Annotated in this window: 16 protein-coding genes; 7 read left to right on the forward strand and 9 right to left on the reverse strand. The window is 65.3% G+C overall.

The window, feature by feature from the left end:
• Positions 1-131: 131 nt before the first annotated feature.
• The gene (locus AC066S_RS10125; protein WP_478269560.1) at positions 132-1,796 is read right to left on the reverse strand and encodes an acetolactate synthase large subunit; all 1,665 of its coding nucleotides are present in this window, start codon (positions 1,794-1,796) and stop codon (positions 132-134) included.
• A 232-nt stretch (positions 1,797-2,028) separates the two neighbouring features.
• On the opposite strand from AC066S_RS10125, the gene AC066S_RS10130 reads away from it, so the two are divergent.
• Positions 2,029-2,901: a GNAT family N-acetyltransferase gene (locus AC066S_RS10130; protein ID WP_478269561.1), complete on the forward strand. Its 873-nt coding sequence runs from the start codon at positions 2,029-2,031 to the stop codon at positions 2,899-2,901.
• Between the two features lie 15 nt (positions 2,902-2,916).
• On the opposite strand, the gene AC066S_RS10135 is transcribed toward AC066S_RS10130, so the two are convergent.
• Complete coding sequence (locus AC066S_RS10135) at positions 2,917-3,642, reverse strand: SDR family oxidoreductase (RefSeq protein WP_126258671.1); 726 nt, start codon at positions 3,640-3,642, stop codon at positions 2,917-2,919.
• Positions 3,643-3,745: 103 nt separating this feature from the next.
• Here AC066S_RS10135 and AC066S_RS10140 point away from each other — a divergent pair, with 103 nt between their 5' ends.
• Both AC066S_RS10140 and AC066S_RS10145 read left to right on the forward strand, forming a co-directional pair.
• Positions 3,746-4,636, forward strand: coding sequence for a LysR family transcriptional regulator (locus tag AC066S_RS10140; RefSeq protein WP_478269562.1), 891 nt, complete (start codon positions 3,746-3,748; stop codon positions 4,634-4,636).
• A gap of 16 nt (positions 4,637-4,652) precedes the next feature.
• Positions 4,653-5,039 carry an ester cyclase gene (locus tag AC066S_RS10145; RefSeq protein ID WP_478269563.1) on the forward strand — a complete coding sequence of 129 codons (387 nt, stop codon included), beginning with the start codon at positions 4,653-4,655 and terminating at the stop codon, positions 5,037-5,039.
• Between the two features lie 21 nt (positions 5,040-5,060).
• On the opposite strand, the gene AC066S_RS10150 is transcribed toward AC066S_RS10145, so the two are convergent.
• The gene (locus AC066S_RS10150) at positions 5,061-6,281 is read right to left on the reverse strand and encodes an MFS transporter (protein WP_478269564.1); all 1,221 of its coding nucleotides are present in this window, start codon (positions 6,279-6,281) and stop codon (positions 5,061-5,063) included.
• 436 nt (positions 6,282-6,717) lie between these two features.
• Between AC066S_RS10150 and AC066S_RS10155 the strand changes: the two genes are divergently transcribed.
• The gene (locus AC066S_RS10155; RefSeq protein ID WP_126258675.1) at positions 6,718-7,179 is read left to right on the forward strand and encodes a cupin domain-containing protein; all 462 of its coding nucleotides are present in this window, start codon (positions 6,718-6,720) and stop codon (positions 7,177-7,179) included.
• 18 nt (positions 7,180-7,197) lie between these two features.
• Here the strand turns inward: AC066S_RS10155 and AC066S_RS10160 are convergent, their stop codons facing one another.
• Together AC066S_RS10160 and AC066S_RS10165 are read right to left on the reverse strand one after the other, a co-directional pair.
• Entirely contained in the window at positions 7,198-7,776 is a 579-nt protein-coding gene (locus AC066S_RS10160) for a DUF308 domain-containing protein (protein WP_126258676.1), read from the reverse strand.
• 88 nt (positions 7,777-7,864) lie between these two features.
• Positions 7,865-8,449: a TetR/AcrR family transcriptional regulator gene (locus AC066S_RS10165; protein WP_135168443.1), complete on the reverse strand. Its 585-nt coding sequence runs from the start codon at positions 8,447-8,449 to the stop codon at positions 7,865-7,867.
• A 79-nt stretch (positions 8,450-8,528) separates the two neighbouring features.
• Here AC066S_RS10165 and AC066S_RS10170 point away from each other — a divergent pair, with 79 nt between their 5' ends.
• Positions 8,529-9,026 (forward strand): peptide deformylase, encoded by a 498-nt coding sequence (locus tag AC066S_RS10170; RefSeq protein WP_478269565.1) that lies wholly within the window; start codon positions 8,529-8,531, stop codon positions 9,024-9,026.
• A 174-nt stretch (positions 9,027-9,200) separates the two neighbouring features.
• Here the strand turns inward: AC066S_RS10170 and AC066S_RS10175 are convergent, their stop codons facing one another.
• Positions 9,201-9,854 carry a hydrolase gene (locus AC066S_RS10175; protein ID WP_478269566.1) on the reverse strand — a complete coding sequence of 218 codons (654 nt, stop codon included), beginning with the start codon at positions 9,852-9,854 and terminating at the stop codon, positions 9,201-9,203.
• A 152-nt stretch (positions 9,855-10,006) separates the two neighbouring features.
• Between AC066S_RS10175 and AC066S_RS10180 the strand changes: the two genes are divergently transcribed.
• Positions 10,007-10,888 (forward strand): LysR family transcriptional regulator, encoded by an 882-nt coding sequence (locus AC066S_RS10180; RefSeq protein ID WP_164718731.1) that lies wholly within the window; start codon positions 10,007-10,009, stop codon positions 10,886-10,888.
• A 31-nt stretch (positions 10,889-10,919) separates the two neighbouring features.
• Here AC066S_RS10180 and AC066S_RS10185 read toward each other — a convergent pair whose 3' ends face one another.
• Together AC066S_RS10185 and AC066S_RS10190 are read right to left on the reverse strand one after the other, a co-directional pair.
• Entirely contained in the window at positions 10,920-11,282 is a 363-nt protein-coding gene (locus AC066S_RS10185) for an ArsR/SmtB family transcription factor (RefSeq protein ID WP_126258681.1), read from the reverse strand.
• Positions 11,282-11,944, reverse strand: a complete 663-nt coding sequence (locus AC066S_RS10190) for an SRPBCC family protein (RefSeq protein WP_126258682.1) — start codon at positions 11,942-11,944, stop codon at positions 11,282-11,284. The genes AC066S_RS10185 and AC066S_RS10190 overlap by 1 nt, the downstream gene beginning before the upstream one ends.
• Before the next feature lie 182 nt (positions 11,945-12,126).
• Between AC066S_RS10190 and AC066S_RS10195 the strand changes: the two genes are divergently transcribed.
• Positions 12,127-12,486 carry an AraC family ligand binding domain-containing protein gene (locus AC066S_RS10195; protein ID WP_478269567.1) on the forward strand — a complete coding sequence of 120 codons (360 nt, stop codon included), beginning with the start codon at positions 12,127-12,129 and terminating at the stop codon, positions 12,484-12,486.
• A 184-nt stretch (positions 12,487-12,670) separates the two neighbouring features.
• Here AC066S_RS10195 and AC066S_RS10200 read toward each other — a convergent pair whose 3' ends face one another.
• Positions 12,671-13,930, reverse strand: a complete 1,260-nt coding sequence (locus tag AC066S_RS10200) for a serine hydrolase domain-containing protein (RefSeq protein ID WP_478269568.1) — start codon at positions 13,928-13,930, stop codon at positions 12,671-12,673.
• Positions 13,931-14,255 lie beyond the last annotated feature (325 nt).

Here is a 14,255-nt window from a genome sequence, read left to right on the forward strand (position 1 = left end):
TGTCGGCTGGACGTGCCCGCCCAGACCTCCGTCATTGCGAGCGCAGCGAAGCAATCCAGGGTCTTTCCGCGGACGCAGTCTGGATTGCTTCGCTGCGCTCGCAATGACGAGGTGAGAGCCACGAACATCAATCACGCCTTTGATTTCTCATGCGCGCGCAGCTCATCGACCAGCACCCGCACATTCTCCGAATAGTCGATCGGGATCGAGACCAGATGCAGGCCGCCCTCCTTGAAGGCGGCGTCGAGCGTCGGAACAAAACTGTCGATGCTCGCGATGCGATGCCCCCTCGCCCCATAAGCCCTCGCGTAAAGCGCAAAGTCCGGGTTGCCGAAGGTCATGCCGTAATCGGCAAAGCGATCCACGGCCTGCTTCCAGCGGATCATGCCGTAGGCGTTGTCCTCCAGCACCAGAACGACCAGATTGAGCTTGAGGCGGACGGCGGTTTCCATCTCCTGGCTGTTCATCATGAAGCCGCCGTCACCGGCGACCGCGAGCACGCGGCGGTCGGGATAGAGCATCGCGGCCATCATCGCCGACGGCAGGCCGGCGCCCATGGTCGCCAGGGCATTGTCGAGCAGCAGCGTGTTGGCGACGCGGGTGCGGTAGTTGCGCGCGAACCAGATCTTGTACATGCCGTTGTCGAGCGCGACGATACCGTTCTCGGGGATCACTTGGCGGATGTCGTGCACGATCCGCTGCGGCGTCGGCGGCCAGCGCGACTCGGTGGCGCGGTCGGCGATGTGTGCGAGGATTTCCTCGCGCAACGGCAGCAGGGCCGCAGCCTGCGGCAGCTTGCCTTCGAGCCGGTCGGCGAGCAGCTCCAGGCTCGGGCCGACATCGCCGACCACCTCGGCGTCCGGAAAATAGACCTGCTCGACGCTGGCCGAGGTATAGCTGACGTGAATGACCTTCGGCCCCGACGGGCCCATGATGAAGGGCGGCTTCTCGATCGGGTCGTGACCGATCGCGACGATCAGGTCGGCGGCGTCGATGGCGTCATGCACGTAGTCGCGCTCCGACAACGCGGCGGTGCCCATGTAGAGATTGGTGCCGCCGGGCACGGTGCCTTTGCCCATCTGCGTCGTGAAGAACGGAATGCCGGTACGCCGCACGAAGCTTGCGATGCCGTGGGTCGATCGCGGCCGGCTGGTTGCCGCGCCCATCATCACCAGCGGGCGCTTGGCGGCCAAGATCATCCCGGCGGCACGGTCGAGCGCGGCGCGATGGGCGACCGGGATCTCGATCGGATGGACCGGAATCACGGGCACGGCAGGCACTTCGTCCCCTGCGATGTCCTCAGGCAGCTCGAGATGCACCGGCCCGGGCCGCTCCTCCATCGCGACGCGAAAGGCGTCGCGCACCACCGTCGGAATGCTGGAGGCGCTGACGATCTGCCGCGACAGCTTCGTCAGCGGCTTCATGGTCGCGACCACGTCCACGATCTGAAAGCGCGCCTGCCGGCTGCTCATGATCGGCTTCTGGCCGGTAATCAGGATCATCGGCATCGCGCCGAGATGCGCATAGGCCGCACCGGTGGACAGGTTGAGCGCACCCGGGCCGAGCGTCGACAGACAGACACCGGGCTTGCCGGTCAGCCGGCCATGGGTGGCGGCCATGAAGGCGGCGGCCTGCTCGTGGCGGGTCAGAACCAGCTCGATTTTGGAGGTGCGAAGCGATTCCACCAGATCGAGATTCTCCTCGCCGGGGACACCGAAGATGCGATCGACGCCCTCGTTCTCCAGCGCGGCGACAAACAGGTCCGAACCTTTCGTCTTGCGTTCCTGCCCACTCATGCCGCCTCCCACCTATGCTCGCTGCCGTGTTCCACGGCAGTCGGCACATCGTAGCGGCTCGCGGCTTCGGCACAACTCACAAAGAAAGGCGCGGCCGGATCGACCTCGTCATGGCGCGCGCAACGAGGCGGTACGGACCAGCGGCTTCCTCCACGCTTCATCGCGGCGGCCGGCTGCCAGATCTCCCCCCCCGCGATTGACAAGCCAATATCTCTGACTATAGTCAGATATCATGCTGGACCCGATCTCGCGCGTTCGCCGCTTCAACCGCGCCGTCACTTCGGCGGTCGGCGCGCTCGATACCTCCTTCCTGGGCCGCGGCCGCCCGCTCGGTGCGGCGCGCGTGCTCAACGCGATCGGGCACGGACGTTCGGACGTGGCGGAGATCCGCGATTATCTCGGTCTCGATTCCGGATTGATGAGCCGCCTGCTGCGCAGCCTCGAGGAAGAAGGGCTGGTCGAGACCGACGCGCACCACGACGATGCGCGCCGGCGCGTCGCGACCTTGACGCGTTCAGGCCGGCGCGAGTTCGCCGCCTATGAGGCGCTGTCGAACGCGCAGGCCGAAGGCTTCCTCGCGCGGCATTCACAACGCGAGGCGCTGCTGGTGGCGATGGACCTGATCGCCTCTACCCTGACGCGCGAGCGGATCGCGTTGGACGAGATGGATCCACGATCCGAGGAAGCGCGCCACTGCCTCGGCGAGTATTATGCCGAGCTCGGCCGCCGCTTCAGCCGAGGCTTCGACGTCTCGCAGTCGCGCGATCCTGACGCCAAGGACATGCGCCGCCCGCGCGGCACCTTCATCGTCGCGATGTCGGACACGCTGCCGATCGGCTGCGTCGGCTTGAAGGGAACCGATCACGGCTACGCCGAGATCAAGCGTCTGTGGGTCGCTCCCTCCGCACGCGGCTTGCGGCTCGGCCGGCGGCTGATGGAAGCGGCCGAGGATGCCGCGCGCGAGCTCGGCATCGCGCTGCTGCGGCTCGACACCAACAGCGCGCTGCCCGAAGCCGGTCAGCTCTATCGCAGCACGGGCTGGCGCGAGATCCCCCGCTTTAACGACGATCCCTATCCGGACCTGTTCTTCGAAAAGCGGCTGTGACGCCGCGAGAGGGGATCACGTCGTCCGCGTCGGGCGCACGACAATCTCGTTGACGTCGACGTCATCGGGCTGCTCGATCGCAAAGCGCACCGCGCGTGCGATCGCATCCGGCTGAAGCGCGATGGCGCGATAGGTCTTCATCGCTTCGGCCGCTGCGGGATCGGTGATGGTGCCCGCGAGCTCGCTCTCCACCACGCCGGGATGGATGCAGGTGACGCGGATGTTGTCGTGCTCCTGGCGCAGGCCGTCCGAGATCGCCCGCACTGCATGCTTGGTCGCGCAGTAGACCGCCGCGGTCGGCGATACGCTCAGTGCCCCGATCGAAGCGATGTTGATCACATGGCCGGAGCCGCGCGCGACCATTTCCGGCAGCACGGCCGCTATGCCGTAGAGCACGCCCTTGATGTTGACGTCGACCATCCGGTCCCATTCCTCGACCTTGAGAGAGGCCATCAGCGACAGCGGCATCACGCCGGCATTGTTGACGATCACGTCGACGCGGCCCCACACCCCGCGCGCGGCGTCTGCAAAGGCTGCAACGCTCGCACGATCGGTCACGTCGAGCGGATGCGCGAGCGCCGTCCCGCCCGCCGCCTTCAGCTCGGCCGCGAGATCCTTGAGACGATCGACGCGACGCGCCCCAAGCAGGAGCTTTGCGCCGCCTCTCGCCAATTCGCGCGCGATGCCCGCGCCGATCCCACTTGAGGCGCCGGTGATGAGAATGACTTTGTCGATTGGCATGAGGTCCTTCCTCGCGTTCGGATTGATGGCGTGGAAGATGGACCCGGGCCGCTGTCGTGATAAGACGACGATCTCTAACCAGCACGGCAAGCATATCTAACCAATGGAACCTGATCTCAACGCTCTCGCCGTCTTTGCACTGGTCGCCGAGGAGCGGAGTTTTCGTGCCGCGGCCGACCGGCTCGGCGTGACCCGCTCGGCCGTGAGCCAGACCATCCAACGGCTGGAGGAAAATCTCGGAATCGCACTGGTCCAGCGCACCACGCGCAGCGTCGGCCTCACCGAGGCCGGTGAGCGGCTGCACGCGGAGGTCGCCCCCGCCCTCGCCGACATGCGCGCCGCGCTCGGCAACACTGAAGCGCTGCGAGGGCGGCCGCGCGGGGTGCTGCGCCTTGCGGTCTCCTCGATCGCCGAGCATTTTCTCTCGGGGCCGTTTCTTGCGGCCTTCGCCGAGGCCAATCCGGAGGTCCAGCTCGACGTCACCGTGACCGACGCGGAATTCGACATCGTCGCTGCGGGCTTCGACGCCGGAGTCCGGCTCGGTGAAGTCATCGAGCAGGACATGATCGCGGTGCCGATCGCCGGCAAGGAGCGTCAGCTTGCGGTCTGCGCTCCTACCTTTCGCGACCGTTTCGGCGTGCCGGCGCACCCGTCCGAGCTTGCATCGTTTCGCTGCATCGGCTGGCGTCCTGCGCCGACCGTCGCTCCCTATCGCTGGGAGTTTGCGGAAGACGGCAGGGAGTTCAGCGTCGCGGTCGCTCCTGACATCACGACCAACGACATGGCACTGATGATCAAGCTCGCGGTGGCGGGCGCCGGCATCACGTTCGGAATGGAGGCGAGCTTCCGTCCTGCGATCGAACGCGGTGAGCTGGTGCCGATCCTGGAAGACTATTGCCCGTTCTTCGCCGGGTTCTTTCTCTACTACCCGAGCCGCCGCAACGTCGCGCCGAAACTGCGCGCGCTGATCGAGCACGTGCAGCGGCGCAGTTGAGCCGAAGGAACCTGCCATGACCGGGGACGAGCTTGCCGCCATCTATCGCGACTACATCGGCGGTCTCAATCGGCGGGACTGGCCGGCGCTCGGACAATTCGTGCATGAGGAGGTCGTCCACAACGCGCGGCCCCTTGGGCTGGCCGGCTATCGCGCGATGCTGGAACGGGACGTTCGGGAGATCCCAGACCTGCAGTTCCACGTCGAGATGCTGATCTCCGATCCTCCCCGCATCGCCGCCCGACTGAAGTTTGATTGCACGCCAGCCGGGACATTTCTGGGACTTGCGGTCAATGGCCGGGGCGTGTCCTTCTGCGAGAACGTGTTCTACGAGTTTCGCGACGGAAGGATCCGGCAGGTCTGGTCGGTGATCGACAAGGCGGCGATCGAGGCGCAGCTCTGACGCCACGCCTCGATCCGGAACTCACGCCGCCGCCGGCGCCACCTGCCCTTGCGGCTTTGCGAAGGGCCTGAACGTCATCGCCATCAGGAACGCACCGAGGCCCATTGCCCAGGAGGCGATGTAGAGCCAGGCGTAGCTGGAGAACGCGTCGTAGATCAGGCCGCCGGCGAGCGGGCCGGTGGCCATGCCGAGGCTGCCGGCCATCGCCGTGCCGCCGATCACCGTGCCCATCATCTTGAGCGGAAAGTTCTCGCGGATGAGCACGGCGTAGAGCGGCATGGTGCCGGCATAGATGAAGCCGAAGATCGCGCCGACCGCGTAGAAGGTCGCGAGCTGATTCGCGAAGACGTAGGCCAGCGCGCCGAACGCCTGGAGCAACAGGCCCGACACCAGCACACGCTTGGCGCCGAACCGGTCGCCCATCAGGCCGAAGGCGATGCGGCCGCCGAGGCCGGCAAGCCCCTCGATGCTGTAGATCGTCACCGCCGCGATCAGCGGAATGCCGCAGCTCACGGCATAGCTGACGGTGTGGATGATCGGGCCGGAATGGGTGGCGCAGCAGAAGAAATTGGTCGCGAGCAGGATCATGAATTGCGGCGAGCGCAGCGCCTCGCTCACCGATATCTCGCTCTGCGCGGCCCCCTCGCCGATCGGGGCGGCCACGGCCTGCGCGAGCGCCGGCGGACGGCGCACCAGGAACGAGACCGGGATCATGATCGCGCCGACCACCAGCGCCACGATCTGCATCGAGGTCCGCCAATCGTGGCTGGAGATGAGCCAGGCCGCGAACGGCGACATCGTCATCGGCGCCATGCCCATGCCGGCCGACACCAGCGACACCGCGAGGCTGCGATTTGTGTCGAACCAGCCGGTGACGGTCGCCATCATCGGCGCGAAGATCGCCGCGCAGGACGCGCCGGTCAGAAGGCCGAACACGATCTGGAACACCAGAAGCGAGGTCGCGTGGCTCGCGGCGAACAGGCTGAGCGCCAGCACGGTCGATCCCGTCAGCACCACCGGCAGCGGCCCGAACCGGTCCGACAGCGTGCCCCAGGCCATGCTGGTGAAGGCCATCGCCAGAAAGCCGATCGTCATCGCGCTGGAGATGCCGGTCACCGACCAGCCGGTGTCCTTGGCGATCGGCTGCAGGAACACCGGCAGCGAAAACATGCCGCCGATCGCGACGCAGCCGAGCAGGCCACCGGCGGCGACGATCACCCAGCGATAATTGGCAGAGTTCATTGTGGTCTCCCGTCAGGTCTTGTCCGGGTGGAAGACGAATGGGAACTGCACCGGCCGACAGCATCGCGCAAGTTTTTGCGCAGCCCGCCAACACGAATCGCGAAAACAACCCCATGCACAGTAGCCGGCCTCTGCGGGATCAAGGACTTAACGAGCGGGCGAGATGGGCCGCCGGCGGTTTGCGAGGCGAGCCCGCGAGTTGACTCGTCGGGCAAAACAGCGGCGTCGTGGCATCATCCCGCCGGCATCGCCGGGCACAACGCCCTGGTTCACGGCCTTGTGCGCACGACGGCCGTCGGGTTCGGTCAAGTTTCGAACTGCCGCGTTGCGGGGTGATTCAATCGAGTCGCCGCCGGTGTGGGCTTAGTTGCCGACGCCAATTACATCATGACCATCCGCCCCATCATCAGTGCCTGAAATTGCAAGAGACCCCTCCATGCCAAAGATCGACATTGCCGGCGTGCCGGCCCGCAAGGGCTCCGGCTACCCCGCCCCATTCGATGCTCCCTGTGCCGAGCGCATCCGGCAGCGGCTCGGCGATGCCGCGGGCTTGTCGGATTTCGGGGTCAACCTGATGCGCCTGCCGCCGGGCGGCTGGTCGAGCCAGCGGCACTGGCATTCGCACGAGGACGAGTTCGTCTATATCCTCGAAGGCGAGGTGACGCTGATCGAGGATGGCGGCGAAACCCTGCTGCGCGCCGGCGACTGCGCGGCCTTCCCCAAGGCAAGCGGCAACGGCCATCATATGATCAACAGGTCGAACGCGACGGCTGTCTATCTCGAGGTCGGCTCGCGCTCGCAAGCCGACCTCATCACCTGCTCCGACATCGACATGATGAGCCCGGCATCCGACGGCCGCTTCCTGCACAAGGACGGCACGCCCTATCCGGACGCGTGAAGCGTCTGGAGCAACGCCTCACATGGCCGCGCTGCGGCGCCACGTGCTGACGGTGAGCCAGACCGCCGAGACGAGGAAGTAGAGCGCGCCGACCGCAGCGTAGCCCGCCACATTCGCGATCGATGGCACCGCTGGCATCGAGGCCTGAAAGATGAAGAAGCCGCCCGCCAGCGCCGACTGGCCACCACTGAGCACCATGGCCCATTGCGCGCCGAAACGCTTCCAACGGCGCACGGCCGTGCCGAGTTGGAGCAGTCCGGACAGGATCGCCCAGGCCCCGAAGATTCCGAGCACCCAGTTCATGCTCACCTGCAGGGCCAGGATGACCGCGATGGTGGTCGCCAGACTGACCAGCACGTTCAGGCCCTGCGTGCGGTTCTGGTTCAAGCCGCCGCTGGAGAGCGCGTCGAGATAGTTGGCGGCAGCGTCCCAGGCCGGATAGACGACAAGCAGCGCCGCTGCGATCACCGCGGACGATGGCGCGATCACGAAGGCCGCGATGACCCAGGCGACGGAAAACGCGGCACGCAGGAAGTAGTATTGCTTCAGCCATTGCGCCTGGTCGGCCGCCTCCAAAGCGATCTCACGATTCTTCATTTCCTTCTCCTTACCTACTAGTTGGTAGTTTGCGTACGACGCGGAAGCGTTGTGCCGTCCTGACCGGCACTGGCCTGTGTCGACCTCGTCAGTGCCTGGTTGAAAGCCGGTCCAGCAGCGGCCGGATGATGGTTCCGAACATCTTTGGATCGCCATAAGCGCGCGCCGACAGCATCGCGCCGTGAACGGTCGCCATGAATCCCTCCGCCTCGACCCGTGCCGTGCTGGCGAGATGGAGCCGTCCTTGCCGCTTGCCGCGTTCCATGACCGATGTCAGCCAGGATGCCAGGAAACGGAAATGCGCGCGGACTTCGAGCGCCACCTCCTCAGGCAGGATCGGAAGCTCGCTGGCCAGGAGCGCACACACGCAGAAGGGAGCCGTTGCATCCTTGATGCATGCCTCCCAATACCCCACGTAGTTTCTGAGCTGGTCGGCGGGGTCGGCGACATTGCGTTCGAGCGCCGACAACCCCGCCTGGGCCTCCTCGCGATAGCGCGACACGAGGGTGCGGACCAGGTCGACCTTGCTGGCGAAATGGTGATGGATGCTCGGCTTGCGGATGCCCACGACATCGGCGATGTCGGCGTAACTGAAGCCGTTATAGCCACCCGCGATGATCAGCGTGCGGGCGCAGGCAAGAATGTCGTCGGCGGTCGAGGAAACAGTGGTCATGACGTCTAGCTACCTTCCAGTAGGTAGGTCGTCAACCTCGGATGCTTCAATGATCCGTGAGCGAGTGGTAGGAGCCTGCATGACCATCCGACCGATCGTGCGCTATCCCGACCGCCGGCTCGCGCTCCCGGCCCGCCCCGTCACCGCCTTCGATGATGGACTGCGCGAGCTGGCAGCCGACCTCTTGGAGACCATGCGCGCCGCGCCCGGCATCGGCATCACCGCGCCGCATATCGGCGTGCCCTTGCGGCTCGTGGTGCTGGAGCTCGACGCCAAGGACGGCGCGCGCACTTACGTCAATCCGGAAATCACATGGGCCTCCCCCGAGATGATCCTGCACCGCGAGGGCAGCGTCTCGATGCCCGGGGTCAACGACGAGGTGCAGCGCCACGCCCGGGTGCGGATCAGCTACCAGGATCTCGATGGCAATATGCAACACGAGGAATCGGACGGCTTGCGCGCGGTGTGCCACCAGCACGAGATCGACCAGCTCGACGGCATGTTCTGGCTCCAGCGGCTGTCGCGGCTGAAGCGGGAGCGGCTGGTCAAGAAGTTCGAGAAGATATCGAGACCTTGAGAGGCAGCGAAGCCATCCGCCAGCGCCAGAGGCCAGGCGGATGGACTACGCCAGCGGCCTGCGCGCCCGCGCAAGCCGCTGGCAAATCCATGGCGTGTTCGTTGAGGGGCGTGACGAGCTTCGAGATGCAACCGCTCTTTCGGAGCGATGCAGTTGAACCCTCACACGCTCAGATCATCCCGCGTTGCCGGGTACGGGCGTGTTGAGCAACTGCTGTTCCCACAGGTACGCGATGCCGCTACCGCCGGCATGTTGGGTGATCACCTTCGTCAGCGCGGCAGCTTGATCGGTCCGAGCCCAGTCCCGCTGCCATTCGGCCGCGAGCGCCAGCCAGGTCATCATATTCACGCCCGCCGCGATCATGCGCTGGATTGCGACCTGGTGGGCCTCCACCGAAACGGCGCCAGAGGCGTCGGTGATCACCGTTACATCCCAGCCTTCGCCACGAGCCTGAATCGCCGGCATCGCAACGCAAATTTCGGTCCACAGGCCAGCAATGATGAGCTGCTTGCGGCCCGTTGCCTTGACTGCGTCCACCACCTTTCGATCCTCCCAGGTGTTGATGAACGTCCGGTCGATGACGTCCTGGCCGGGGAAAACGTCCGTGATCTGAGGGAAAAGGAGACCACCCCGTTCAGCGATCACCGTGGTGAGGATCGTGGGGACGCCGAAGGCTTTGGCGGCCTTGGCCAGACCGGCGGTGTTGTTGATCACCATCTGCGGTTCATGGCTGTTCACGTTCGCAAGCTGGTAAGGCTGGTGGTCGATCAGAACGAGCACGGAGTCTTCGGGACGAAGAAGCGAAGCAAGGCCGTTACGAAAAGTCATCGTTGCATCCTTTACTGCCGTTGTGAGCGGCACTGGTTTTTAGAAAGACGTACGCCAGCAGCGACGTAACCGACGCCAAGATTGGTGTTCCCAAACGCGATACGGTAGTGTCGCGGTGAGGGACACCGTGTCGCGGAATGAGGAACGCTGAGTTGGATATCGAAGAAATACGGACGTTCGTCGAAATTGCCGACGCTGGGGGAATTTCGTCCGCCGCGGCCCGGCTGGGCGTCGCCAAATCGATCGTCAGTCGTCGGCTGCTGCGGCTTGAAGCGGAACTTGGCGTCCAACTGCTTGCAAGAACGACCCGCGGGGCTGCGCTCACTGAAGCCGGCGTCACTTTCCGAGACCATGCCGCCAGAGTCAGCGCCGAGATCGACGCAGCGCGGGAGGCAGTGCTACCCGCCGGAGACTTGCGCGGCCGCTTGCGAGTTGCAGTGCCGCTTTCTTTCGGCCCGATCCACTTCGCTCCCATCCTTGCGGAGATGGCCCGGCGCCATCCCCATCTTCAGATCCAAACCTGCTACAGCGATCGCTTCGTCGATCTCATCGCGGAAGGATATGATTGCGCGATACGAGTTGGCCATCTTCAGGACTCCAATCTGATCGCAAGACGCGTCGGACCTGTCTATGGAAAGCTTGTCGCGAGCCCGGACTACATCAAGGCCCATGGGTCGCCTGAATCGCCAGAGGCACTCCTCGCCCATGAAGCCCTCATGCAGGGAACCGAAGTGTGGCAACTCATGGATGGCGACAAGATCCTCGCGGTGCGTCCGCAGGGTCGCTTCAAGGCCGACAACGGCACAGCTCTGGTTTTCGCTGCGCTGGCAGGACTTGGGATCGCCTATCTTCCCGACAGGCTCACCCATGAATACGTAACCTCGGGCGCGCTTGTGCCGGTCATGACACGATATCCCCCGGCTCCGGCGGGTGCATACGTGATCCGCCCGCCGGGCCAGCATCCCGCACGCAAGATACGGGTCCTCACCGAGTTGCTGATCGAGTATTGCGAGCCGGCTCCGCAGCCCGCGTAACCTCGCTCCTCACTCCCCATTCGCGATCACCTCAAGCTCTTTTCCCGCTCTTTTTGGTGAGCGGCGCGTTGCGACGCTCACGTTTGCCGCGCGCGATCTCGGTTGCCAGCGCGTCCAGCTTCGGCTCCCAGAAGTTCCGGAACTGACCGATCCACGCATCCACCGCGCGAAGCCCGGCAATGTCGACCGAATAGAGGCGCCTCTGCGCCTCCGCGCGAACGGTCGCAAAGCCGCTCTCGCGCAGCACCTTGAGATGCTGCGAGACGGCCGCCTGGGTGATGCCGAACTCGGCGCCGATCGCAGCGACGACCTCGCCGGACGCCATCTCCCCGGGCGCGAGCAGCTCGATGATGCGACGGCGCACGGGATCGGCGAGGACCTCGAAGACGTGCATCAGCTTCCCGTGCCGGGATGGGCGATGTCCGGCGGCATCTCGCCGCGATAGAAGGCGATGGTGCGGTCCGAGCGCTGCTTCGCCTCGTCCGGGTCGACCCCGCTTACGACATGCGCTGCACGCCAATGCTCGCCGCTGGTCGTCATGAAGTCCTTGCCCTCGGGCGAGACCATCCAGGCCTCGGCCGTCTCGTGGTCGACCGATGCGCCGGTCGCAAGATAGCGCTCGAGCCCCGCGAGAGCGAGGTCCCAACCGATGCCCACCGCACCTGGACCGAACTGATTCCAATGATCCTCGATGATCGCGGTGTGCTCAAGCGTCAAACGCGCCTGACTTCGTTCTGCCGACAGCTTGACGTCGATCCAACTCGTCGCGCCGCCGAATTCCCAGGTGGCGGCGAAATGGGTCGGCGGCGTGCATGCCGTGATGGTGCCGCCCGCATTGCCCTTGACCTGGTACCGCCCGCCGAGCTGGAGGTCGCCCTCGACCGCCGCGAACCAGCGTGGAATGCGCTCTTTGCTGGTCACGGCGTCCCAGAGATCGTCGACGCTGGTGTCGTAGAGCCGCGTCAGCGTCACGGCACTTGCAGGTTTTCCGTCCTTCTCGAAATTCGTCACCGAACGCGTGACAAGGCCCAGAACTCTCGCGACATCGATCTGCATGGCATGCCTTCCTGTCGTTTCATTCAAGCAGGAATATCGAGCCACACTAATATAAGTCAATACTTATATTGAGCCGCCGCGCTGCGTCAAACCGCCTCGCGAGGCGACGCGAACCAAACACCTGCTCAAACGTCTATCGGTTCCCCACCACCCGCCGGGGCTGGATAACACGGTAGGAATTCATGAAAGTTCGCAAATTGGCCATCTCCGACGCATCGCTCGAACGCTCGCCGGGACAGGACGGCGAGATCTTCGCCGGCAATGTGATCGACCAGCGCCACGGAGGCCCGGTCACCATCGGCTTCGGCCGCTACGCACCGAACCAGACTCTCGAAGAGACGATCAAGGTCGACGACGTCATGATCGTCCTCGAGGGCAAGCTGTCGGTCATGAGCCAAGGCAGCACCGTCACCGCAGGTCCCCACGAGATCGTCTACATGCCGAAGGGCGAGACGGTCACCATCCGCTCGCACGAGCAAGGCGCCGTCACCGCTTACGTCACCTATCCGCATTGGCAGGAGGCGGACGACGAGGCGGCTTAGCCGGTGACGGGCACGACCTGCTCGACCGATGTTGCGGCTTTGGCAAGCTGTCGTCGCCCGGCTTGACCGGGCGACCCAGTACGCCGCGCCATCTCGATCAATCGATCGCTTCTGGAATACTGGATCGCCCGATCAAGTCGGGCGATGACAGCGAGTGTGAGGCGTGGGCGTGCGCCCCTATCGCCTACCCGCCCGCCATCAGCGCCTTTGCCAGCGCCATGTAGGCCGGCAGCGTCACGGGATCGTTGGCGGCGTTGCCGGCGACCGGGTGCGAGGCGTAGCGCGCGATCACCATCTCGGCTTTGGGGTCGATGTAGATGCCCTGGCCGTAGACGCCGCGCGCCATGTAGGCGCCGTGCTCGTTGTGCGTGACCCACCATTGATTGCGATAGGACGCGCCCGGCAGCGTGGTGTAGCCGGCCGGCTTGAATTTTTCGGGATCGCCACCGCGCGCGATGTCCTCGACCACCTGCGACGGCACGATCTGGCGGCCGTTGAAGCGGCCGTGATTGCGCATGGTCTCGCCGAAGCGGGCGAGATCGCGCAATGTCGTGGAGAGACCGCCGCCGCCGCTCTCGGTGCCGATGCGGTCGACGTGATAATGCGCGTCCTCTTCCGCGCCCATCGGCTGCCAGATCCGCTCGGAGAGCAGCTCCGACAGCGTCAAGCCGCTGGCGCGCCGGCAGATCCACGCGAGCACGTCGGTGTTCACGGTCTTGTAGGCGAAGGCCTTGCCGTGCTCGCCCTGCTTCTTCTGCGCGATGAGGAAATCGAAGATGGTGGTGGGACCGTCGTAGCCCGCCGGGATCGGCGCCATGCCGTTGGCGCGCCGCAGGCCCCACACGTCCGAATTCTTGTCGGTATAGACCTCGGTGTAGAGCAGCCCCGTGGTCATATCCATGACCTCGTGCACGCGCGCATCGCCGAACGCGCTTGGTTTCAGCTCCGGCACATAATCCGTGACGGGCGCCTGCGGATCGATCCTGCCCTCGGCGACCAGAATGCCGGCGAGCACGCCGGTGAACGACTTCGTCACCGACATGCCGATATGCGGCTTGTGCGGCTTCAAGGCGCCAAAGTAGCGCTCGTAGATCAGCCTGCCCCGATGCAGCACGGCGATGCCGTCGGCGTAGGTCTCCTCCAGCATCTTTGCGAAGGTCATGGGCCGCCCGTCCATCGTGGTCGAGGCGACCGCGCCGATGTCGTGATCCGCGCGCGGCAGCGGAGACGCTGGCCCTGCCCCGCGCCAGACATTCACGGTAGGCACCAGCTGGCGGATGTTGCTCCAGGCCCAGCGCAGCTCGGGGAAGGTTCGGAAGGAGCCGTCCTGGAAGGTGATGAGGCGATCGGGCGACGGCGGGAAGCCGCGCATCCAGCCGAGGGTTTCGGGGTCGGATTCGAGGGCGGTGACGGGCAGCTGGCTGGGGGCGGTCGCGACGGACATGAAGGCGGGCTCCGGAGGGGAACGATGCGGTTGTCGTATCACGAGAGGCCGTGATGGAGATCCGACGTTTGCGCCGGGTGCCTACGCGCGGGTCAGGACGGCGGCGGCGCGCCGATGCGACGAGGCACGGGCGCGAGAGCGGCCCAGCGGCGGCGCGACAGTGGCAAATGGTTCACGTGAGAGGACGTCGACGGCCTCGGCAGCGGTCGCGAAGTTGTCGAGTGCGTTTTTGAAAGTGCCGGGCACGTTCGGCGCATACACGCCGACGGCGAGGAGAACGCCCTCATCCTGTCTTCAGCAACCATCGGATCGGCAATGCGATCAC

The sequence above is a fragment of the Bradyrhizobium sp. CFUWI genome, from assembly GCF_056429085.1.

Coding starts and splice junctions, on each gene's coding strand:
- AC066S_RS10170 (WP_478269565.1), top strand. CDS start 8,529: ATGACCATCCGACCGATCGTGCGCTATCCCGACCGCCGGCTCGCGCTC.
- AC066S_RS10145 (WP_478269563.1), top strand. CDS start 4,653: ATGACCGGGGACGAGCTTGCCGCCATCTATCGCGACTACATCGGCGGT.
- AC066S_RS10195 (WP_478269567.1), top strand. CDS start 12,127: ATGAAAGTTCGCAAATTGGCCATCTCCGACGCATCGCTCGAACGCTCG.
- AC066S_RS10165 (WP_135168443.1), bottom strand. CDS start 8,449: ATGACCACTGTTTCCTCGACCGCCGACGACATTCTTGCCTGCGCCCGC.
- AC066S_RS10135 (WP_126258671.1), bottom strand. CDS start 3,642: ATGCCAATCGACAAAGTCATTCTCATCACCGGCGCCTCAAGTGGGATC.
- AC066S_RS10160 (WP_126258676.1), bottom strand. CDS start 7,776: ATGAAGAATCGTGAGATCGCTTTGGAGGCGGCCGACCAGGCGCAATGG.
- AC066S_RS10175 (WP_478269566.1), bottom strand. CDS start 9,854: ATGACTTTTCGTAACGGCCTTGCTTCGCTTCTTCGTCCCGAAGACTCC.
- AC066S_RS10155 (WP_126258675.1), top strand. CDS start 6,718: ATGCCAAAGATCGACATTGCCGGCGTGCCGGCCCGCAAGGGCTCCGGC.
- AC066S_RS10200 (WP_478269568.1), bottom strand. CDS start 13,930: ATGTCCGTCGCGACCGCCCCCAGCCAGCTGCCCGTCACCGCCCTCGAA.
- AC066S_RS10125 (WP_478269560.1), bottom strand. CDS start 1,796: ATGAGTGGGCAGGAACGCAAGACGAAAGGTTCGGACCTGTTTGTCGCC.
- AC066S_RS10150 (WP_478269564.1), bottom strand. CDS start 6,281: ATGAACTCTGCCAATTATCGCTGGGTGATCGTCGCCGCCGGTGGCCTG.
- AC066S_RS10190 (WP_126258682.1), bottom strand. CDS start 11,944: ATGCAGATCGATGTCGCGAGAGTTCTGGGCCTTGTCACGCGTTCGGTG.
- AC066S_RS10185 (WP_126258681.1), bottom strand. CDS start 11,282: ATGCACGTCTTCGAGGTCCTCGCCGATCCCGTGCGCCGTCGCATCATC.
- AC066S_RS10140 (WP_478269562.1), top strand. CDS start 3,746: ATGGAACCTGATCTCAACGCTCTCGCCGTCTTTGCACTGGTCGCCGAG.
- AC066S_RS10130 (WP_478269561.1), top strand. CDS start 2,029: ATGCTGGACCCGATCTCGCGCGTTCGCCGCTTCAACCGCGCCGTCACT.